This is a genomic window from Nocardia otitidiscaviarum NBRC 14405, assembly GCF_000308635.1.
GTDB classification, from domain to species: Bacteria; Actinomycetota; Actinomycetes; order Mycobacteriales; family Mycobacteriaceae; genus Nocardia; species Nocardia otitidiscaviarum.
Genome location: NZ_BAGD01000044.1, coordinates 37,612 through 59,430, shown reverse-complemented (window position 1 = coordinate 59,430; position 21,819 = coordinate 37,612). Strand labels below are relative to the sequence as shown.

General features: G+C 70.1%; 16 protein-coding genes. 9 read left to right on the top strand and 7 right to left on the bottom strand.

The window, feature by feature from the left end; genetic code table 11:
- The first annotated feature begins 33 nt into the window (after window positions 1–33).
- Entirely contained in the window at window positions 34–609 is a 576-nt protein-coding gene (locus ON31_RS07890; protein WP_029926806.1) for a TerD family protein, read from the top strand.
- Window positions 610–746: 137 nt separating this feature from the next.
- The gene (locus ON31_RS07885; protein ID WP_039811075.1) at window positions 747–1,586 is read left to right on the top strand and encodes an ion transporter; all 840 of its coding nucleotides are present in this window, start codon (window positions 747–749) and stop codon (window positions 1,584–1,586) included.
- A gap of 26 nt (window positions 1,587–1,612) precedes the next feature.
- On the opposite strand, the gene ON31_RS07880 is transcribed toward ON31_RS07885, so the two are convergent.
- Window positions 1,613–1,987 carry a cupin domain-containing protein gene (locus tag ON31_RS07880; RefSeq protein ID WP_039810976.1) on the bottom strand — a complete coding sequence of 125 codons (375 nt, stop codon included), beginning with the start codon at window positions 1,985–1,987 and terminating at the stop codon, window positions 1,613–1,615.
- A gap of 78 nt (window positions 1,988–2,065) precedes the next feature.
- Here ON31_RS07880 and ON31_RS07875 point away from each other — a divergent pair, with 78 nt between their 5' ends.
- A complete protein-coding gene (locus ON31_RS07875) occupies window positions 2,066–2,512 on the top strand; it encodes a MarR family winged helix-turn-helix transcriptional regulator (protein ID WP_029926802.1) in 447 nt (148 codons plus the stop codon).
- Window positions 2,513–2,527: 15 nt separating this feature from the next.
- Here the strand turns inward: ON31_RS07875 and ON31_RS07870 are convergent, their stop codons facing one another.
- Complete coding sequence (locus ON31_RS07870; protein ID WP_051036970.1) at window positions 2,528–4,714, bottom strand: DUF4132 domain-containing protein; 2,187 nt, start codon at window positions 4,712–4,714, stop codon at window positions 2,528–2,530.
- Between the two features lie 155 nt (window positions 4,715–4,869).
- Between ON31_RS07870 and ON31_RS07865 the strand changes: the two genes are divergently transcribed.
- A complete protein-coding gene (locus ON31_RS07865) occupies window positions 4,870–5,211 on the top strand; it encodes a hypothetical protein (protein ID WP_039810972.1) in 342 nt (113 codons plus the stop codon).
- Between the two features lie 93 nt (window positions 5,212–5,304).
- On the top strand, window positions 5,305–6,345 hold the full coding sequence (locus ON31_RS07860) for a crotonase/enoyl-CoA hydratase family protein (RefSeq protein ID WP_039810970.1): 1,041 nt from the start codon (window positions 5,305–5,307) through the stop codon (window positions 6,343–6,345).
- Here ON31_RS07860 and ON31_RS07855 read toward each other — a convergent pair.
- A complete protein-coding gene (locus ON31_RS07855; RefSeq protein WP_051036969.1) occupies window positions 6,342–6,800 on the bottom strand; it encodes a MarR family winged helix-turn-helix transcriptional regulator in 459 nt (152 codons plus the stop codon). The genes ON31_RS07860 and ON31_RS07855 overlap by 4 nt on opposite strands.
- Window positions 6,801–6,860: 60 nt before the next feature.
- Here ON31_RS07855 and ON31_RS07850 point away from each other — a divergent pair, with 60 nt between their 5' ends.
- On the top strand, window positions 6,861–7,835 hold the full coding sequence (locus tag ON31_RS07850) for a pirin family protein (protein ID WP_029926793.1): 975 nt from the start codon (window positions 6,861–6,863) through the stop codon (window positions 7,833–7,835).
- Between the two features lie 198 nt (window positions 7,836–8,033).
- Complete coding sequence (locus tag ON31_RS07845; protein ID WP_029926791.1) at window positions 8,034–8,333, top strand: excalibur calcium-binding domain-containing protein; 300 nt, start codon at window positions 8,034–8,036, stop codon at window positions 8,331–8,333.
- A 110-nt stretch (window positions 8,334–8,443) separates the two neighbouring features.
- Here the strand turns inward: ON31_RS07845 and ON31_RS07840 are convergent, their stop codons facing one another.
- Window positions 8,444–8,668 carry a DUF3618 domain-containing protein gene (locus ON31_RS07840; protein ID WP_029926789.1) on the bottom strand — a complete coding sequence of 75 codons (225 nt, stop codon included), beginning with the start codon at window positions 8,666–8,668 and terminating at the stop codon, window positions 8,444–8,446.
- 160 nt (window positions 8,669–8,828) lie between these two features.
- Between ON31_RS07840 and bcp the strand changes: the two genes are divergently transcribed.
- Entirely contained in the window at window positions 8,829–9,302 is a 474-nt protein-coding gene (gene bcp / locus ON31_RS07835; RefSeq protein WP_039810967.1) for a thioredoxin-dependent thiol peroxidase, read from the top strand.
- Window positions 9,303–9,369: 67 nt separating this feature from the next.
- Here the strand turns inward: bcp and ON31_RS07830 are convergent, their stop codons facing one another.
- Window positions 9,370–10,650 carry a DUF7159 family protein gene (locus ON31_RS07830; RefSeq protein ID WP_039810964.1) on the bottom strand — a complete coding sequence of 427 codons (1,281 nt, stop codon included), beginning with the start codon at window positions 10,648–10,650 and terminating at the stop codon, window positions 9,370–9,372.
- A 275-nt stretch (window positions 10,651–10,925) separates the two neighbouring features.
- Here ON31_RS07830 and ON31_RS07825 point away from each other — a divergent pair, with 275 nt between their 5' ends.
- Window positions 10,926–11,558 (top strand): TetR/AcrR family transcriptional regulator, encoded by a 633-nt coding sequence (locus tag ON31_RS07825; protein ID WP_085996356.1) that lies wholly within the window; start codon window positions 10,926–10,928, stop codon window positions 11,556–11,558.
- Between the two features lie 30 nt (window positions 11,559–11,588).
- On the opposite strand, the gene acpS is transcribed toward ON31_RS07825, so the two are convergent.
- Window positions 11,589–12,011, bottom strand: a complete 423-nt coding sequence (gene acpS, locus ON31_RS07820) for a holo-ACP synthase AcpS (RefSeq protein ID WP_029926780.1) — start codon at window positions 12,009–12,011, stop codon at window positions 11,589–11,591.
- A gap of 235 nt (window positions 12,012–12,246) precedes the next feature.
- On the bottom strand, window positions 12,247–21,591 hold the full coding sequence (locus tag ON31_RS07815; protein ID WP_039810960.1) for a type I polyketide synthase: 9,345 nt from the start codon (window positions 21,589–21,591) through the stop codon (window positions 12,247–12,249).
- Window positions 21,592–21,819 lie beyond the last annotated feature (228 nt).

Here is a 21,819-nt window from a genome sequence, read left to right as displayed (position 1 = left end):
GTGTCGAGGAAATAGGACGAGGAGGAAATCACGATGGGTGTCAGCCTGGCCAAGGGTGGCAATGTCTCGCTGTCGAAGCAGGCACCGAATCTGACCGCGGTGGCGGTCGGGCTCGGATGGGATGTGCGGTCCACCACCGGTACGGACTTCGATCTCGACGCGAGCGCGTTGGCGTGCGGCGCGGATCGGAAGGTGCTGTCGGATCAGCACTTCATCTTCTACAACAACCTGCGGTCGCCCGAGGGGAGCATCGAGCACACCGGCGACAACCTCACCGGTGAGGGTGAGGGCGACGACGAGGTGATCAATGTCGATCTGGCGAATACGCCGCCGACGATCACCAATATCTTCTTCCCGGTGTCGATCCACGAGGCCGCGACGCGGCAGCAGTCGTTCGGGCAGGTTCGCAATGCGTTCATCCGGGTGGTGGATCGCAGCAACGGCACCGAGCTGGCGCGCTACGACCTCACCGAGGACGCCTCCACCGAGACCGCGATGGTGTTCGGGGAGCTGTACCGCAATGGTGCGGAGTGGAAGTTCCGGGCCGTCGGGCAGGGGTACGCCTCGGGACTTGCGGGCATCGCCCGCGACTACGGGGTCAATATCTGAGGCCGGCCTCGGCCACGGCCCGGGCGGGCAGACCCGCACGCTCCCAGGACCATCCGCACGATTCGACACGACATCCGCTCGATGCCAAGCTCTCCGGGGTTCGAACTCCGAAAGAGAGTGTGGCGGTGGAGGATACGGTGGGGTCTGCAACCCGAGCAGACTGGCGGATGGCCCTGGAGCGGTGGGTCGACTCACCGCGGGTACGCAGCGCGACAACCGCGCTCATCCTGGGCAATGCGGTGGTGCTCGGCGTCGAGACCTCCGCGGCGGCGCGGGCGCATGCCGGAGATCTGCTGGCGGGCCTGGACCGCGCCTTGCTGGCGTTCTTCGTGGTGGAGCTGCTGCTGAAGCTGATCGCCACCGGACCGCGGTTCTTCCGATCCGGTTGGAACATCTTCGATTTCGCGATCATCGGCATCGCGCTGGTGCCCGCCGTGGGGCCGCTGTCGGTGCTGCGCACCCTGCGGGTGCTGCGGGTGATGCGGCTACTGTCGACGGTGCGGCGGCTGCGCATGCTGGTCGACTCGCTGGCTCAGGCCCTGCCCGGCATCGGCTGGTCCGCGGCGCTGCTGGGACTGCTGTTCTACGTGTTCGCCGTCGTCGGCACCGAGATGTTCGGCCAGCGGTTCCCGGACTGGTTCGGCGATCTCGGCCGCAGCCTCTACAGCCTGTTCCAGATCATGACGCTGGAAAGCTGGTCGATGGGCATCGCCCGCCCGGTTATGGCCGAATACTCCTACGCCTGGCTGTATTTCGTGCCGTTCATCCTGCTCACCAGCTTCGTGGTGCTGAACCTGTTCATCGCGATCATCGTGAGCGCCACCCAGGAAATCCATGACCAGGATCAGCGCGCCGAGCTCGAGGCGCGCGAGACGGCCGCGCACGCAGAGCGCCAGGAAATGCTGGAGCTGCTGCGTGCCGTGAACGCCCGGCTCGACGCGCTCGAACGCGGCCTGGACCGAGAGCGACTGGTGTAGAACGCCTTTCCGGTCGGGCGGAGCGGTCAGTTCACCCAGGGTGGTTCGACCACGGTGCCGTCGAGCAGTTCTCCGGTGAAGCCGACGGTGGTGGACACCAGCACGGTGGCGGGGCCGTCGGAGTCATTGCCGAGGGCGATGGTCGAGCCGGTGGGGGCGACGGCGGCGTCACCGGGGGCGAGGGTGGTGGTGACGCCGTCGATGGTGAGGGTGATCGCGCCGTCGAGCAGGACGAAGGCTTCCTCACGCAGAATGCGGTGCGGGACACCGGCGGTGGCGGGGGCCACTTCCACTTTCCAGACGCAGACCTCCGCGCTGCCGGAGGACGGGCGGATCAACGGGGTGAAACGGGAGCCGTGCAGGTGGTGGACGGGTACTTCGGCGGCACGGACTACGGACATCGGAACTCCTATTGGTCAAGCAACTTGTCTAAATAGTCAAGCTTGTTGACCTTCTTGTCAAGTGCCAAAATCTCCCCTATGCCCGCTTCCGCCCAAGACCTGCCGCTGCTCCTGCTCGCCGCCGCCGCGGAGGTCACCGATGCGATCCATGCGGGCGTCGTGGCGGCCGGATTCACCGACGTGCGGCCGACGCACGGGTTCGCCTTCGTCCGCATGGCCCCGCACGGGGCCACGGTCGGCGAGATCGCCGAACACCTCGGGGTCACCAAACAGGCGGCCAGTCAGCTGGTGGACGAGCTGGTGCGCAAGGGCTACGCGGAGCGCAATCCGCATCCGCTGGATTCCCGCGCCCGGCTGATCACCCTGACCGAGCGCGGATGGGCCTGTACCCGGGCGGCCGATGCCGCCGCGGCGGACCTCACCGCCCGCTGGGCCGCCACACTCGGCGATTCGACGCTGGGCGCGCTGCGGGACGTGCTGGCGCAGGTGGTGACGCCGGGACGGGTCCGACCCGCGGCCTGGTGAGTGCGGATTCGCCGATCAGGTGAGACCGGCGAGATCGGCCAGCACCTCCGAGGCGGTCACCTCCGTCACGGTGCCGAGATCGCCTGCGGTGAAGCAGATCTCGGTAATCTTCTGGACAGGGTGGATGTCGACGGCTCCGACCACGATGCCCGGATCCAGCTCGACGACCAGCTTCAGCCCCGCACCCAGCACGCGGTACAGGCCCGGCTGGACGCCGCCGTCCTGCGCGGCCGCCCGGTCCCAGCCCCGACGGGTGAGTCCCAGCAGCGCACCCACCGAGACCTCGACCCCCTCGAACCGCCGGATCCGGCGCGTGGCGCGCTCCTCCGGCGTGAGCGCGTACACGGGCCGCCCGAGCTGCCGGAACGGTTGGGTTATCTCGTAATCGGCGAAGACCTCACCCCAGCGCGCGACCGCGTCGCCGAGTTCGAGCGGGTGGGCGATGCCGATACGCGCCGATTCCGGGAGCCGCACCGGCGCATCCTCGATATCGGTCGGCGTGAAGTCCTCCGCCAGGCGGAAATTCGTCTCACCGGTCGTCCACACCAGACGGCGTGCGAGATGCCGCAGCAGCGGATGCGTCACCAGGTACCGGTCGAATTCGGCTGTGCTCCAGCGGCGCTGCGTGATCATCGCCCGCTCCAAGCGGCGAATCTGATCGCCGACCACACCGCGCGCGGACTTCTTCAGCACACCGAAGCGCTCATAAGCGGCGGGTGCGAGCTCGCCGTCGTCCTTGACGCCGGGTTTGGGCAGCGTCTTGCGCCGGGTGCCCGACTCGTCGATCACGAACGGCGCCAGTTGCTCGTCGAATCCGACGGTGAAGCGGCGTGACCCGTAGTCGAGCAGCAGCGTGCCGTCCGCGTCCAGACCGAGGTCGGGTACGAGGCGATCGGCGAGTTCGTCGGCGGTCAGGCCGCGTGCGGTGGCGGCGAGGTGCAGACAGCCTTCGGCCGTCGTTCGCTGGCCGGGAGCCTTGGCGCGCTGGGAGATTCGGTGCAGGTGCAGCAGCGCGGTATCGGTGCCGATGGCTCCGAGCACACCGATGGCGTGCTTGTCGCTGCCCGCCCCCGGCCAACGCAGCAGCAGCGCGCCCAGCCGCTCGACGGCCGCGTCATCGGCCAGCCAGCAGAACTGGTCGACGACCCAGGCGTTGCGGCCGGGCATACGGGCGTGCAGCCACTGCTCGAACAGCGCCCAGCCGAAGTCGGCCAGCGTTCGGGAATCACACCGCTCCACGGCTTCTCGCAGCCCTGGATAGGCCTGCGCGGGACCGTTCCACCGGTAGCCGGGCGACAGGGCGAGCCCGCCGATCAGATTGTCCCGCGCGGTCGCGGACAGGGGGCTGCCGTCGTGCAGGCGCACCTCGGGCAGCTCGTCGCGATTCAGCCAGGGCAGCTTCGGTGGTTTGGCGGGTTTGTCCACCGGCCCGGCCTGCACGACCTCGGGTGTCTCGGCGCTCAGCAGTCGCGCGATTCCGGCCGCCGCCTCCTCACCGAACACCCGGGCAGCCGCCACCACCTCGGCCACTCCGTGTGCCTCGGCGATGAGAGCCAATGCGGCCGTGGCCTTTTCCCGCGGAACGCGGCGCTTGGCGAGCGCGTCGGGCACCAGATAGGGCACGGCCGTGAGACCGTGCCGGGCGAACCAGCCGCGAGCGATCCGCTGCGCCGATTTCAAGCGCACCAACCAGTCGGCCATCAGGCGCGCCACCTCGACCTCCAGGAAGGGCACCAGCGCCGGACCGTTGTCGTAGGCGTTGGACTTGGCATTCGAGGCGATGACGTGCAGCGCGTCGCATTCGAACCGGGCGGCCAGCATCCGAAGATCGTGGCCCGCCCCGATTCCGGTGAGGCGCGGTTGCCACTCCGGCAGCAGCGGTGCCACCAGTTCGACCGGCGCGGCACCGAACATATTCGCCTGATACGAGGGGCGGGTGATCGCGCCGTCACGGTAGGCCCGCACCACCTGACCCCAGTCCTCGGCACCGCTCAGGGCACTGGCCGGGCGCAACCGGTCCGCGAGCCGAAGCCACCCCTCCCGTTCACCCGGTTCCCAGACGGCGCTCCGCTCCGTGGGCGGTTTCAGGCCGGGTACCAGCGGTATCTCCTTCGCCCGCTCGGCTGCCGCCGCCGCGACGGCGGCCCGGGCCTGCTGCTCCCACAGCGGGTCGACGAACAGTTCGGGCAGTGCTGCGCTCATGCGTGTCGATCTTCCGTTCTCCGAGCAGGTTTCAGGCAGTATGCCGCAGCGTCCCGACACCCGGCCCGGTCGTATCGCCACCGATGGTTCGGTCGCCGCGGCGCTGTCGGTGGCCGGGACTACCCTGGGATCGCCCCCATCCGAAAGCCTGGACCATGAACGACGCCGAGAACGACGACTACGCCCACAGCAAGGCCGCCGAACACGCGCGCCTGGACAAGGCGCGGCGACTGGCGGCGTATGTCTGGCTGCGCGATATCAGCAGCGCGGAGCTGCGGGAGCTGCCCATGGCGCAGTTGCGCAAGCTGGCGCGGGAGGCGGGGGTGAATCCGCCCGGCAGCGAGGAGACGTGGCAGGTGGTGGCGCGGCTGCTGGACGCGAAGGATGCGTGGGCGACGCGGCATCCGGACCATCCCGCGGCCCGGCGCAGCCATGCCGACGAGAAGATCACCTGGGTGAAGCCGCCGGTGAAACCGTGGGTCACCGGCGAACACTGATCCGCCCGTCGTGCCGCCGTCGGCCGGACGAACGCGGTGCCGGAATCATGTCGGCTCTTGACAGCAAGAAATGAACTGGCGTTCACTGCTTGCGTGTCCCCCGATGACCAGAACCATGCCGGTACCCGCCCCGCGGCTTGGCGCGACGACCTGACCGGCGGCGCGGATTCGCTGTTCGCGGATCGGCCCGAGCCGGTGAACTCCTACACCGCGCGCACCCTCACCTACGAGGTGACCGGCCGCATCGCCCGCATCACCTTCAACCGCCCCGAGCACGGCAATGCCATCACCTCCGACACCCCGATCGAACTGGCGGGAGCGGTCGAGCAGGCCGATCTCGATCCGCGGGTGCACGTGATCGTGGTGAGCGGCCACGGCAAGGGCTTCTGCGGCGGCTACGACCTGTCCATCTTCGCCGAGGGCGCGGGCAGCGGCGGCTTCGGACCGGCCGGCGGGACGGCCGACGGCAGCGTGCTCGACCCGGTGGTCCAGGCGCGCAACCACGACCCCCGCGGCACCTGGGATCCCATGGTCGACTATCAGATGATGTCGCGATTCAACCGCGGCTTCGCCAGCCTGCTGTACGCCAACAAGCCCACCGTGGCCAAGGTGCACGGATTCGCCATCGCGGGCGGAACCGATATCGCACTGTTCGCCGACCAGATCGTCTGCGCCGAGGACGCCCGCTTCGGCTATCCCCCCACCCGCACCTGGGGCATTCCGGCCGCGGGCATGTGGGCGCACCGGGTGGGCGATCAGCGCGCCAAGCGACTGCTGTTCACCGGCGACAGCCTCAGCGGTAAGCAGGCCGCCGAATGGGGACTGGCCATCGAAGCACCGCCCGCCGAGCGGCTCGACGAGCGCACCGAAGAACTGCTGCGCCGGATCTCGCTGGTGCCGATCAATCAGCTCATCATGGCCAAGCTGGCGCTCAACAGCGCGCTGCTCAATCAGGGCGTGGCCAACTCGGGCATGGTCAGCACGGTGTTCGACGGCGTCTCGCGGCACACGCGCGAGGGGTACGCCTTCCAGATGCGCTCCATGACAGCGGGATTCCGCGAGGCGGTCCGGGAACGCGACGAACCGTTCGGCGATTGGAAGCGCGCGCAGTTCGCGCGGGACGAGCAGAGCTAGTCGAGCGCACTCTCGCGCTCGACCGCCTCCGCCACCTTCGCACCGAGCGAGCGCAGCGCCGTCGCCTCGGCATCGGTCATATGGTCGATGAAAGCCCGCCGGACCAGTTCCACATGGTTCGGCGCGGCGTGTTCCAGGGCGGCGCGACCAGCATCGGTCAGCCGCACCTCACGCCCCCGCGCGTCGTCGGTGGCCGGGCACCGGGACACCAGGCCGCGCCCGTCCATGCGAGCGAGGTGCTTGGACAGGCGGCTCTTGTCCCAGCAGATCTCCGCACCCAGATCCTTGGCGCGCAACTCTCCCCCGTGTGCCGACAGCGCGACCAGGATCTCGTAGTCCGAGGGTGAGAGCCCGTCGGCCGCCAATCCGGCCGCGATGGCGGCGTCGAGACGCTGGCGCATCCGGATATAGGACTGCCAGGTCTGCTGCTCCTCGTCATTCAGCCAACGCACCATGGAATAGATCTTAGCGGCTAATGGTTGACATGGACACCAACCGGTCCACAGGAGGTTCCCATGCCCGCCATCACCGTCGACAACATCCTGGTGCTGCCGCGGCTCCCGCGCCCCGACGCCGCCACCGGACGCGAGCGCGCCGTCCGCACCCTGGTCACCGCCCACAGCCAGCGCGAGGGCGCGGGCTTCGAGGTGCGGCGCCCCTTCCCCAGCGTGGACCTGCGCACCGCCGACCCGTTCATCCTGCTCGACGAGATGGGCCCGGTCACCTACGAGCCGCACGAGGCCAAGGGCGCGCCCTGGCATCCGCACCGCGGTTTCGAGACCGTCACCTACGTGCTCGACGGCAGCATGGTCCACCACGACTCGCACGGCGGCGGAGGCGTCATCGGCGAGGGCGATACGCAGTGGATGACGGCCGGATCCGGCATCCTGCACGACGAGCTGCCCGCCGAGGAACTGGTGACACACGGCGGCCGGATGCACGGCTTCCAGCTGTGGGTGAACCTGCCGCGCGACAACAAGATGGCCGCGCCGCGCTACCAGGATCTGCGCGCGAGCGAACTGACCCTGGTCAGCTCGCACGACGGCGGGGCGCTGGTGCGGATCATCGCCGGGGATGTCGGCGGATTCTCCGGACCGGGGTCGACCCATACGCCCATCGCCTACGCGCACGCCTCCATCACGCCGGGCGGTCGGCTGGAAACGCCCTGGCCGCGCGACTTCACCGCCATGGTCTACGTGGTCTCGGGCAGTGGCGCGGTCGGCGGGCGGCCGGTGACCGCGGGCCAACTGGCGGTGCTGGGGCACGGCGATTCGCTCACCGTGGCCGCCGATGCGAAACAAGATACGCGCACCGGCGATATGGAAGTGCTGCTGCTGGGCGGTCGCCCCATCCGGGAACCGGTCGTACAGTACGGACCGTTCGTCATGAACAGCCGACAGGAAATCATCGACGCCATCGAGGATTTCCAAGCCGGGCGAATGGGTCATATTCCCGCGGAGCACCGCGCGGGGCACCGCCTCGGAGAGTGAAACGCGGCGAAACGGGCCTGCGCGCAAGGCTTCTGCCTCGATGAATAGCGCAACCGGTTGACAATGCAACGGTCCGTTGTGATGGTGGACGGCGGACCGGACCGGCCACCGTGCCGTCCCCGGTAGCGGTGGCGCCCGCGTCGAGCCGGTCCGCCCCGTCCATCGCGCACAAAAACGCACGAAAACACAGAGGAATACATGAACGTTCGCAGGCTCCTCGTCACCGCCAGCGTCGCGGGTCTGACGACTCTCGCCCCCGCCGCGGCGGCCGTCGCCCAGGTTCCCGCCGGATCCTCGGGCACCGGCTCGTCCACCATCGACACCGGCTCGGCCGCGGTCGGCTCGGCCCAGCTGTCGCAGACCGGCTCGGCCGGCGGTTCCTACCGCAACTGCGATGACGCCCGCGCCGCCGGGCACGCACCCCTCTTCCGCGGCGAGCCCGGTTACGGCCCGCACCTCGACCCCGACGGTGACGGCTTCGCCTGCCCCACGGTCTGATTCGCGACGCCGTCGCAGCCAGACAGAAACCCCCGGTGCCTCGATCGCACCGGGGGTTCGTCATCTCTCGAAACCCGCCGATACCGGTCGCCCGGATCGGCGGCGGGCGCTCAGTCCCGGAAGATCTTCACCACCAGCAGCAGGAACACCAGCAGTCCGGCCCCGATGAGGCTGTACTTGATCTTGGGCTCGTTCACCTTGGCCACGAACGCCTGCTTGGTGTTGTCGGCCAGCCGCTGGGGATCGGCGCGCACCGCCAGCTCATCGAGGGTGTTCGCGAGCCGGTGCCGCGCGGCCTCGATCTCGCGCTGAATGTCCTCGGTATCCCTCGCCACGTCACACTCCTGTCTCAGGCCGCTCCCGATGGGCGGCGCGATCGTCGTCCGCCAGCCGACCGCCCATCGCCACATCCGCCGTGGTGAGTAGGGCAAACGCGATGTGCGCCGGCCTGCCAGCGAGTGTATAGCCCGGTGCCGGATCGGCTAGCGTGCTGGCATGACCGAGAACCACCGCCTCAGTCCCGGCGACACCGCCCCCGCCTTCACCCTGCCCGACGCGGACGGGAATCCGGTATCCCTGTCCGACTTCAAGGGCCGCAAGGTGATCGTGTACTTCTACCCGGCGGCGAGCACCCCCGGCTGCACCAAAGAAGCCTGCGACTTCCGCGACAACCTGGCCGAACTGAACGGCGCGGGTATCGAGGTGGTCGGCATCTCCCCCGACAAACCCGCCAAACTGGCCAAGTTCCGCGACAACGAGCAGCTCACCTTCGCGCTGCTGTCCGACCCGGACAAGGAGGTGCTCACCGCGTGGGGCGCCTTCGGCGAGAAGACGATGTACGGCAAGAAGGTCACCGGGGTGATCCGCTCCACCTTCCTGGTGGACGAGAACGGCAAGATCGAGGCCGCCCAGTACAACGTGCGCGCCACCGGGCACGTGGCGAAGCTGCGTCGCGACCTGTCGGTCTGAGCACGACGAAGGTCCGGCCATCCGTCGGTTGGCCGGACCTTCGAGCGGGTTGCGGTGCGCTACAGCGCTATACGCGCGGCAGCATCTGCACCGCCCACTTCAGCATCATCGCCCAGTGGCTGTCCCACCAGCTCTGGAATTCGGGCGTGCCCAGCGGCGGCGGGGCGGATTCGCCCGGGAACAGACCGAAGCCGTCCGGCGCGCCGACCGGGTTGGTCGGTGCGGGGATGATGGACTGCTGGCCCACGCCCGTCTCGCGCTCCGCCGGAGCGTCGAGCAGCGGTTTGGGGCCCATGAGTCCGAGCGGCTCGGAGTCCGCTTCCGAACCCCAGCTGGAGGTGCCGGGATCGAGGGTCACCACGGTCGGCTCGGCCGCGGGCTCGCCCTCCAGCACCGCACCCGCCTCCGAGGGCTCGACGACGGCGGGTTCCCAGTGCGTCTCATTGGACGAACCGACCGCCGAACCGGAATCGGCGATGGCCGGATGCGGGCCGCGGTGACCACCGTCCGCATTGATCCGGGCGTCGGTGAGCATGGGCTCGGGTACCGTGCGCGAACTGCCGCTGGCCGAGTACACCCCGCCCGCCACCAGACCGCCCGCGAGCACACTGGCCGCCGCGAACAGCGCCGCGGTGCCGCGGGTGCGCTTCATCCGCTCGGCCGCCTCGCCCGCGTACTCGGTCTCCGGCAGCGCGGCCAGTGCCGCGCCGATGGCCGGGGCCTGCGCCGCCACCGCGCACGGGATGATGGGGGCCCCGAATCCGGCCTCCAGCGCCGCCACCACGGTGGGTTCGCTTGCGGCCGAACCGATCAGCACCACCGCGTCGGGACGCACCCCGGCCGCGTCGAACTGATCCCAGGCCGCGGTCACGGCGGCCCGCATGGCCTCCTCGGTGGCCGCGCCACCGCTGAGCGACACTGCCGCCAGCACCCGGGTGCGATCCCCGTCGATGAGCGAGAACGCCTGGAAGCCGGGCACGACCTCGCAGATGGCGAGATCCTCGAATTCGTCCACCCAGGTCATGGCCCGCGCGGCCGCGAGATGCGAGGACTTGGCCGAGACCAGCGACGCCTCGTGCCAGCGCCCGGAGGCCAGCCTGGTGACGATCGCGCGCCGCTCGGCGGCATCGCGGTAGGCGACCGCGGCCCCCACGACGTCGCGATCGGGACCGATCTTGTCGGCGACGGCATCCATGACCGCCTCGACAGCCGCGGCGAGGTCCGCCTTGGTCTCGCCGCCGACCCTTCCGGTGAGGTGCAGCAGCACTCGCTCGGGCAGCTTGTCGCCGTCGTCCGCGAGCGCCACAGCATGGACGGTGCCGCGTTCGGTGGAGACACCGATGGTCACCGCTGATCGAACTACCGCAGGAACAACCACAGATTCAGCCTTCCGCCTAGCGCGTTGGAGTCCAGCCGCTATAAGCAGCTGCAATGAGTGTTCGACGCCACACTCGGCGCGGATTGGTCATAACCGATGGGCCTTTCGAAAACACGCAGGACACCGCCGCGTGTCATCAGCGTGTCGCTACCAGTAGCCTGTTGGACGTGGAAACGCGCACGGGAGCGAGGGCAACGCCGAGGCCCGACCCTGCGTTGGAGTTGCAGGACGACCCGCAAGAGTTGATGCCCCGCCGCCGTCCGACGCAGGAACGGAGCAAGCGGAAATTCGACGCACTGCTCCAATCGTCCAGGGAGCTGCTCGTCGAGGTCGGCTTCGAATCCTTCACCTGTGAAGAGGTGGCGGCCCGCGCGGAAGTGCCGATCGGCACGCTCTACCAGTTCTTCGCCAACAAGTACGTGATCGTCTGCGAACTCAATCGCCAAGACCTGGTGGCGGTTTCACAGGAGCTGGCCAACTTCCACGGTGAAGTGCCGTCCATGGACTGGCTGCGGTACATGAACAGCTTCGTGGACCACATGGCGCAGCTGTGGATGACCGACCCGTCCCGGCGCGAGGTGTGGCTGGCCATGCAGTCCACGCCGTCCACGCGGGCCACCGGCGCGATTCACGAGAAGGAGTTCGCGGAGGTGGTGGCGCAGATGCTGCGGCCGCTGATGCCGCGCACCCCCCGCGCCCGCCGGTCCATGATGGCGCAGGTGCTGGTGCACGTCGTGTACTCGATGCTGAACTTCTCGGTGCAGGACGGGCTCAGCCACGATGCGGCAGTGGCGGAGCTGAAGCGGCTCATGGTGGCGTATCTGCTGATCGCCGAGAAGGAATCGCGAACGGGCGGGCAGAAGAACGCCGGAAGCTAGCCGCGCGCGGCGGTGGTTTCGCCCGCTGGCCTACTGGCCGATGAGGTCGGCCAGCTCGCCCGGATCCTCCAGCACCACCATGGCGGCCGCGGTGTCGCCGTCGTGGGTGAGCGACAGGTGGATTCGCACGCGCGGCAGGAATTCCGCGGCGAGGCCGTGCAATCGGATGCTGGGGCGGCCCCAGGCGTCGTTGACCACCTCGATGAGCGGATACGGATTGTCGCCGACCTGCGGGCTACGCGCGAAACGGGAGGAGGCCCACGCCTTGAGCACCGCTTCCTTCGCCGCCCAGCGGGCCGCGTAGCTGCGCGCCGAATCGGTGGACTTGCTCTCGCAGTAGCGGCGCTCCCCCGCAGTGAAGCTTTCCCGCAACATGGTGGTTCCGGTGCGCTTCAGCTGCTCGGAGAACTCCGAGATCGTCACCAGGTCCAGTCCGATACCCAGGATCGTCAACGCGCCGCAGCTCCTCGTCGGTCGGTGTGCAGTCGTGGTCGGCTGAACATACCAGCGGAGCCTACGGTTCCGTAGGCTCCGCTGGTAGTCGATCGGTTCCGCTGGCTGACAGCAGTGCTTTGGTCTGCGCCGCAAGCGTTCCCGCGTCCGGGCGGCAGCGCCGCGTCGGAGGGTGCTGCGCTTGCCCACCCTGCGCCCCTGGCGCAGACTGCCCAAGCGCAGCGGTTCCCGATGATCAGCTACAGGCGGGTCCCCGCTGGGCGATGTACATGCCGTCGGTACCGAGGCGGGCGTCCTTGGTGAGCAGGACGTCGGCCTCGAGTTGGCGGGACTGCTTGGCGGGGGTGCCGTCGCCGCCGAGGCGGCGGTCGGCGGGGCGCTCGTAGAGGGGCGCGCCGCCACACATGGCCTCGACGAAGCGCTGGCGGCCGTTGAGCTTCCGCTCTTCGGCCTTGCGCAGGTACTCCTCGCGCCGCTCGGGGTCGATGGCCGCGACGAACGCCTGCGGGTGCACGACGGCGAGCAGGCCGGAGACGTGGCCGAAGCCGAGCGAGGTGACCAGACCGGCCTTGAGCGGGAGGCGATCGCCCATCGCGAGCGGTTCGCGCAGCCACACCAGGTGCGGGTATTCGCGCATCTTGGCGTCCACGCAGTCCAGGCTGCGGTTGGGCGGGATCACGCCCTGCTCCAGCACCTGGCACAGGCCGATGAGCTGGAAGGCCGCCGCGCCGCCCTTGGCGTGGCCGGTGAGGGTCTTCTGCGACACCACGAACAGCGGTGCCCCGTCGGACCGGCCGAGCGCCGTGGCGAGCCGCTCGTGCAGTTCGGACTCGTTGGGATCGTTGGCCGCGGTGGAGGTGTCGTGCTTGGACACCACCGCGATCTCGTCCGGCGCGACGCCCAGCTTCCGCAGTGCGGCGGCCAGTTGCGACTCCGGGCCGCCGCGACCGGCGGCCAGCGCGCCCAGGCCCGGGGCCGGAATCGAGGTGTGCACGCCATCGGCGAAGGACTGCGCGAAGGCGACCACGCCGAGCACCGGCAGGCCCATCTCGACCGCGACGCTGCCGCGGGCGAGCAGAACCGTTCCGCCGCCCTGGGATTCGACGAACCCGCCGCGACGACGGTCGTTGGCCCGGGAGAAGTAGCGGTCGCTGATGCCCTTGGCGCTCATGGCCGCCGAATCCGCGGTGGCCGACATGTCGCCGAAGCCCACGATGCCCTCGATGCCGAGATCGTCGTAGCCACCGGCCACCACCAGATCGGCCTTGCCGAGCCGGATCTTGTCCACACCCTCCTCGACCGAGACCGCCGCCGTGGCGCAGGCCGCGACCGGGTGCACCATGCCGCCGTAGGAGCCGACGTAGCTCTGAACCACATGGGCCAGCGCCACATTCGGCAGCGCCTCCTGGAGGATGTCGTTGGCGCGCGGCTCCCCGAGCAGGTTGTCGATGTAGAGCGAGCGCATCGAGGACATGCCGCCCATACCGGTGCCCTGGGTGTTGGCCACCATGGCCGGATGCACCCAGCTCATGAGTTCGGCCGGGCTGAAGCCGGAGGACAGGAACGCGTCCACGGTGCAGACGATGTTCCACAGCGCCACCCGGTCCACGGAGCCCGCCATATCGGCCGAGATGCCCCACCTGGTGGGATCCCAGCCGGTGGGGATCTGGCCGCCGACGAAGCGCGACAGCTTGGCCTTGCGCGGCACCCGGATCTCGGTGCCCGCCTTGCGGGTCACCTGCCAGTCACCCGAACCCTCGACCGGCGTGACGACGGTCTGCTCCGGGTTGGCGGCGTGGAAGGCGCGCGCCTCGGCCTCGCTGTTGACCACGAAGGTCAGATCCTTGTCCAGGAACACCGAGGTGAGCAGCGGGGCGGTGTTGTCGACCATCGCGCCGTCGTCGCCGTAGCGGCGCACGCCGCAGCGCTCCACCACGGTGTCGTGGTAGCGCTCGGCCAGCTCGGATTCGTCGACGTAGTCACCGGTTTCGGTGTCGTACCAGCCCGGCTTGGGTTCGTTCTCCCAGGTGACCAGTCCGGTGGTCCAGGCCAGTTCGAGTACGCCCGCGGCGGAGAGCTCGTCGGAGACCTCCATCTCGAAGCGGGTGCGCGCCGAGCCGTAGGGGCCGAGTTCGCCCGCGCCGACGATGACGACCATATCGTCGAGATCGGCTGTCACCGCGCCCCATTCGGGAACCGGCAGCGCCGACGACACCATGGTCGGCGGGGCGGGCAGCGCCGGAATGGTCGCGGCCTTCGCGGCCGTATCCTCCTCGGCCGCCGCCGCTTCCGCGGCCTCCCTGCCCAGCGCGGACAGATCCAGCTTGGCACCGGCCAGGCCGCCGGTCAGATCGATCTGCTGCGGTCCCTGCGCGGTGACGCCGCGCGCCCGCTCGGTGCACCACTTGAGCAGCTCATCGGCCATCTCCTGGGTGGACCAGGTCTGCACGCCCGCCTGCTCCACGGCCTCGACCAGCGGATCGTTGTGGCCCATGAGGCCGGTGCCGCGCACCCAGCCGATGAGAGCGTGCACCAGGGTGACCCGCTGCGCCCAGGACTTCTCGGCCCGCCACTTGGCGACCACGGCGTCCAGCGCGGCCTTGGACTCGCCGTACGCACCGTCACCGCCGAAGAGGCCGCGGTTGGGCGAACCCGGCAGTACCACATGGAGTTTGGCGTCCACGTCGTGGTCCGCGCCCAGCTTGGACAGGCCGCCGATGAGGCGCTCGACCGACCAGAGCAGCACCCGCATCTCCATTTCGGCGCGGGCCCCGGCGTCGGCGAGGTCACCGGCCACCCGCGGCGCCGCGAAGGGCAGCAGCAGAGTGGGGGTCATGGCCTCCTTGACGAGCACCTTGGCGCCGCCCGCGGTGTCGGTCTGCTCGTTGCCGACCCACTCGACGAGGGCGTCGATATCGCTGTAGGAGGCCATATTCGCGGGTACCACCCACAGCGCGGCGCCGTGACGGGCATGGTCACGGTAGAGCTGCTTGTAGAAGGCCAGGCGCGCGTCGTCGAGCTTGGAGGTGGTGACGACGACGGTCGCACCGCCGCCGAGCAGACGCCCGGTGGCCGCCGCGGCGATGGAACCCTTGCTGGCGCCGGTGATCACGGCGATCTCCGAGGACCAGACACCGGGTTCGGTCACCTCGACGGCGGCCGCGGCGATGCGTCCGTAGAGTCCGGCCAGCACCGAGCGGGCCTCGTGCATGGCGCGCTCACGCCACCAGTTGGCCTGCGCGGCAACCGCTTCCCCGGCACCGACGTAGCCGTCGACCGGCAGTTCGTCCAGTCCGGCGTCACCGCCCAGCCACAGCCGCGCGAGATCCTCGCGGGCGCTGGCCCAGCGGTCGTCGATGAGGACGGCCTTGCGGGCGTCGAAGGCGGGAGCGACCAATCGCGGCCAGTCCGAACCGAGTTCGGCCGAGACCAGGTCCACCAGGGTGTCGTCGGTGGACTCCGGCGCGGAGAGCTGTTCGGCGTGGCCCAGCGATTCCAGGATCACCCGGGCGGCCTGCGCCAGCACGCCGTCGCGGCCGGTGATCTGCTCGGTGAACTCGCCCAGCGCGGCGGCGTCGACGGTCGCGCCGCCGCCGCCACCGGCCGACGGGATCGACACCGCGACACCCCGGCGAGCGGCCACGGCCTGCACGGCGGCGTCGATGGCGGCGTCCACGGCCGCACCGTCGCCCAGCGCGCCCGAGACCAGGCCGCCCAGATCACCGCCGCGCACGGACGCGCCCTCGCGGGTGCCGAGCGAGACCTCGGCGGTGACGTGGCTGGCCCAGCCGTCGCCGAGTCCCCAGACCTTCTTGACACGTTCGGCGATGGCGGCGGGGCGCTTGCCGGAGGGACCGAACACCTTGCGCAGGTGGTCACCGATGGCGTCGGAGAGCACCGAGCCGAACGGCTTGTAGGTGCGCGCCAGGCGGTCGACGGTGGCCGAGAGCGCGCCCATGTCGGCGTCGGCGGCACCGTCGATGGCACCGAGCGAGAGTTCGGAGCCGAGGTCGACGAGCAGCTGGTTGCGGCGCGAGGAGACGCCGTCGCACAGACCCTCGATGGTGTCCACCGGACCGATCTGGTCCAGCCGCAGCTTGGTCCACAGCGCGATGAGCACGCGGGTGGCGTCGGCGGCGGTGAAGGCGATGTCGTCCGGAGTCGGGCCGCCGGTCGGGGCGGCCGGAGCGGCGACGGGGGCGGTGGGCGCGGCGGCCGCGGCGGGTGCCGCGGTCTCGGCCGAGGTTTCCTCCGGCTCATCCACCGGGGCCGGGTCGGTGTCGGTGGAATACACCACACCGGCCTCACGCTCGATATTCAGCACCTCGACCGCGGTGTTGGCGAACATCGGCAGCTTGAGCGTATTCGTCGCCAGATTGGCCACGGTCGGCGTTGCCGCCAAACCGATTTCGACGAAGCGCTCGACGCCGAGACCACCGTGGGCGGCATCGGTGAACAGCAGATCCTGGGTCTCGATCCAGCGCACCGGGCTGGCGAACTGCCAGGCCAGCAGCTCGATCAGCACCACGCGGCACAGTTCGGTGGGACGCGCGGCCCAGTCGTCGAAGTCGGCCAGCACCTCGGCCAGCGGCTCGGACGGCACGTAATCGGCGATCTCGGCGATGAATTCGCGCTCCAGCGAGAACGGGCGCGGCACCAGGTTCGGGATGTAGCGTCCGACCAGCAGTTCCGGATGCAGGTCCGCGGGCAGCAGCTCCTGGAGCTTGTGCCGGAACTCCGGCACCCCGGCGCGCAGCACGGTCGAGTGGAACGGCACGTCGATGCCGGGCACCAGTACGAAGGCGCGCTTACCGCCGAATTCGGCACGGCGGCGCTCGATCTCGGCCTCCAGGGCCTCGAGTCCGGCCACGGTGCCCGCGATGGCGTACTGCGAGCCGCGCAGGTTGAGGTTGACCACCTCGAGGAATTCGCCCGCCTTCGCGCCCACGGTAGCGACGAAGTCGATCACCGCGGCATCGGGCACGCCGATCTGCGAGGGGCGGATGGCGGCCATGCGATAGTCGCTGCGGCCCTGAGCATCCCGCGGCACCAGCTCGTGCATGGCGGAGCCGCGCTGGAACACCACCTCGAGCACGGCCTCGAGCGGCAGCACCCCGGCGACGGCGGCGAGCGCGTTGTACTCGCCGACCGAGTGGCCCGCCAGCATCGCGCCGTCCACGAAGGCTCCGGCCTCCCGCAGTTCCGCGACCTGGGCGACGCCCAGGGTGGCCATGGCGACCTGGGTGAACTGGGTCAGGTGCAGCACACCCTGGGGGTGGCGGTACTCGACGCCGCGCGCCTTGAGGTAGGTCGGATTGTCGCGCACCACAGCGAGAATCGAGAAGCCGAGGGCCTCGCGAGTGTGCTTGTCGGCGCGGTCCCAGACCTCCTTGGCGGCCTTGGAGCGGGTGCGCGCGTCCAGACCCATCCCCTTGGTCTGAATGCCCTGTCCCGGGAAGGCGTAGACGGTCTTGGGCGGTGCGATACGACCGGTGGCGGTCATCACCAGATCTCCACCGATGCGGCACCCGACCTCGACGATCTCGCTGCCGCGATCGACCGCGACCCGCTCGACCCGCACGTCGATCTGCGCGCCCGGCCGCACCATGCCCAGGAAGCGGGTGGTCCACGCGGTCAGCGTGCGCGGCGGCAGCTTGTCGGCGGAGTCGATCGCCGAGACGGCGTGCTGCGCGGCGGCCGACAGCCACATGCCGTGCACGATCGGGCTGCCGAGTCCGGCCAGCTTCGAGGCGGCCTCGGAGGTGTGGATCGGGTTGTGATCGCCCGACACCTGCGCGAAGGCGGCCATGGCACGCGGCGCGGTGACGGTGACATCGCGGCGGCGACGGCGCGGGGTGTCGGCGGCATCGGTGGACAGGGTGCCCGCGGCGCGCGGCGGATCGGTGAGTTCACCGGCGCCGGTGCGGCCGCGAATGGCGAAGCGCTCGGTGAGGGTGGCGATGGTCGGCATGGACATGCCGGTCTCGGGCTTGTCCAGCATGCCGGTGATGCGCACCCGCACCTCGATCACCCGGCCCAGATCGGTGTCCAGGGTCTCCCCCGCCTCGGCGCGCACCGCGAGAACGCTTGCGCCGTCGGGCAGTTCACCCGCCAGCTCGATGCGGTGGTCGAGATGCACCAGGTCGAGCATGCCCTCGATGACGCTCGAGCCGTCCTCGGTGCGAGTCGCGCCCAGCACCGCGAACACGGCGGGCCAGCACGCGCCCACCAGCACGTCGGGCACCGTGCGGCCGTTGGTGCTCAGGTTCTCGGGCAGGCCGGAACCGGTGACGCCCGCGTGGTCGGCGATGAGGTCGGGGGTCCAGGCGGTGTTGACGTGCGCGACCTTCGCGCCGTCGACGGTCTTCACCTCGGGCAGCGCCTGGCCCGCGGCGACGGCCAGCAGCGCCGACATGGCGGTCTCGGCGTCGGCCTCCGAAACGACCGGCGCGCCACCGTTGTAGACCGAGGTGGGGACGGTCATGCGAATGCGGACAGCGTCTTTCGCGGCGGCTACCGCGCCGCCCAGCAGCGGCACCGTCAGTTCCACGTAGGCGTGGTCGGTTTCGGGTCCCTCGGTGGCGCTGAGGGTGGCGCCGGTGGGCGGGTGGATCGCGCCCTTGCCGTTCATGGTCCACTCGTGCACGTCGCCGAGCCGGTGGACGGGGTTGACGGTGGTGCGTCCGGCCCACTGCACGTCGGGGGCGGCGAGCACGGTATCCAGTGCGCCGTGGGCGATATCGGCGCGGCGGCGACCGTCCACGGCGGCGGGGACCAGGCCCGCGCGCACCATGGAGTAGGCGGCGTCCTGCTCGAAGCGGTCGAGCAGCTCACCCACGGGCTCGTCCGCGCGGGTGATGCCCGCGACGGCGACGGTGCCCGGGATGATGCACACCTGATCGGCGCTGTAACGCGGATCGTGGGCCTGCCACAGCGAATCCGAGCGCCACCAGCGGCGCACGTCCTGGTCGACGACCGGCACGAAGTTGACCGGCTTGCCGGGGGTCTTGCACAGCGAGATGAAGAACGGCACGTCCGCCGGGTGCAGCACGGTGTCCGCGGCGGCCGGGTAGCGCTCCTTCAGCGCGCACAGCGCGCGCACCGGCTCCTCGAAGGCGGCGTCGTCGGCGAAGAGGGTCTCGATCTCGCCGCGGTCGGCCTCGTTGAGGCGGGATTCGGTGCGGCGCATCATCTCCGCGAAGCGGTCGCGCCAGGTGATGTCCAGCCAGACCGAGCGGGTGGCGTCGGCGATGGCGTCGGCGAAGTCGCCGCCGCAGTCGAAGTCCTTGCGACGGTCCAGGCCCACCGCCAGTTCGACGTAGCGCTCCAGCCACTCGACATACGTCATGGTGGCGACATCGCCGAAGTACGGCTTGGCGGTGCGGTCGAGCGCCTCGATGATCTCGGTGCGGCGCTGGGCGACGGCCTCGGCGTCACCGGCGACCTCGTCCAGCAGGCGGCCGGTACGGGAGGCGGCATTGTCGATCTCGTGGATGTCGGCACCCAATTGACTGCGGCCGGAAGCCATTCCGCCGCTGGCGGTGCCCGCGCCCACCCAGTCCGGGGTGCCGGGGGTGTCCACCAGCATCTGCTTGACCTCGGGCGCGGTGGTGGCCTCCAGGGTGGCCATGGCGGCGGTGCCGACCAGCACGCCGTCCAGCGGCATCACCGGGTAGCCGTGTGCCTGCGACCAAGCGCCGGTGAGGTATTCGGTGGCGCGCTCGGGGGTGCCGATTCCGCCGCCGACGCAGACCACCACATTGCCGCGGCCGCGCAGTTCGGCGTAGGTCTCGAGCAGCAGGTCGTCGAGGTCTTCCCAGGAGTGGTGACCACCGGCGCGACCGCCTTCGATATGCATGATGACCGGGTAGTCCGGCACCGCGTCGGCGATGCGCAGCACGGCGCGGATCTGGGCGACGGTGCCCGGCTTGAACGCCACGTGGGTGATGCCGGCCTCGGTCAGCTCCTCGATGAGGGCGACGGCCTCCTCGAGCTCCGGGATGCCGGCGGTGACCACCACGCCGTCGAAAGGCGCACCGGCGCTGCGGGATCGCTGCACCAGGCGCTTGCCACCCAGCTGAAGCTTCCACAGGTAGGGATCGAGGAACAGCGAGTTGAACTGCACCGCACGGCCCGGATGCAACAGCGTCTTCAGCTCCGCGACCCGGTCGGCGAAGATCTGCTCGGTGACCTGGCCGCCACCGGCGAGTTCGGCCCAGTGGCCCGCATTCGCCGCCGCCGCCACGATTTTCGCGTCCACGGTGGTGGGGGTCATACCCGCGAGCAGGATGGGCGAGCGGCCGGTGAGGCGGGTGAAGGCGGTCTCCACCACGATGCGGCCATTGGGCAGGCGCACCGGCTTGGGCGCGAATTCCGCCCAGGCGGGGGCGATCTCGGGGGCCGCGCCCGGGGTGAACAGGCTGCGCTGGCCGGGGCGGGTGGAGGCGGCGAGCACGCCGACGCCGGTGCCCTTGAGCGATCCGGCGGTCAGGCGGGTGAGCAGGTCACCGGGGCCGAGGTCCAGAATCCACTGCGCGCCTTCGGAAACGACCTCGTCGACGGTGGCGACCCAGTCGATCGGATCGACCAGGATCTCCTTGGTCAGCGCGGCGGCCATTTCGGTGTCGAGTCCGCACTGCCCGGCCCAGGTGCTCACCAGTTCGACGGTCTCGGCCAGGGCCGGGTGGTGGAAGGCGACCTCGACCGGAATGTCCTCGAAGACGGGCGCGAACACCGCGCCGCCACGCTTCTTGGCCTCGCGGTCGCGGGTCTGCTCGGCGCTGATCTCGGCGCAGCGCTGCCGCACCCGGTCGAGCTGGGCCACCGGGCCGGAGAGCACGGCGCGGCGGCGTCCGTTGCGGATGGAGACCACGGCGGCCTTGCTCGCGTCGACGTCCGCCGACACCTCGTCGACCACGGCCCGCAACCGGTCGGGGTCGACATGGGAGACGGCGACCATGGGCATGCGCTCGCCCACCGGCACCAGCCCGCGACGGCGGGCGATCAGACCGGCGGCGGCCCCGATCAACTGGGCCAGCGCGAGCATCTCGGCATCCCGCTCGCCGTGCGCGGCGGCGGCGGTGGCGGCCAGGCGGCCCTGCGAATGACCGATGTAGGCCACCGGAGCCTGCGCGACAATGTCCAGGCCCTGCAGCCGCAGCGCGCGCAGCGCGGCCACCTGGGTGAGGAAGACGCCGGGCATGGAGACCGCGGCGGACCGCAGGATCTGCGGCGACGGGGCCGCCGAGACCTCACCCTGCTCGGGGTCGGCGATCTCCTCCTCGAGCATCCAGCCGATGGGGTCGAAACCGACCGGCCGGACCACGAGCAGCTGTGCCGCAACGGGTTCCAGCCGCTGCGCGGCCTCGTTCACGAGCGCGGTGAGCTCCGGTTCGAGCGCGGAATCCCGCCCGATCTCCTCCAGCTCCCGCAACCACTGGGCGCCCTGCCCACCGAACGCCAACGCGTACGGCGCGCCACCCAGCAACCTGTCCAACAGCGACGACCTGACCCCGCCCTCCGAGGCCTTGCGCGCCACCCTCGCCCTAGATCCGGTCCCGGTGCTCTCGTTGATCGTCAAGACGTTCGACTTCCTTCTCGTAGCGGCTTGCCCCCGCAGGACGGGGCCGCGCTCTCGTCGCGCAGGTCTCCCCGAGGCCACCCGGCCCTGGTAGTGCCCGAGGATTCCACAAAATCATGAGGGGTTCCTCATGTTTACCCCTACGCACGACCCCCTACCGCGCAGTATTCAGGTACGTCCGTCCCAGAACGATCAGAAACATGACTCCGCCTCATGTTTGAACCCCCA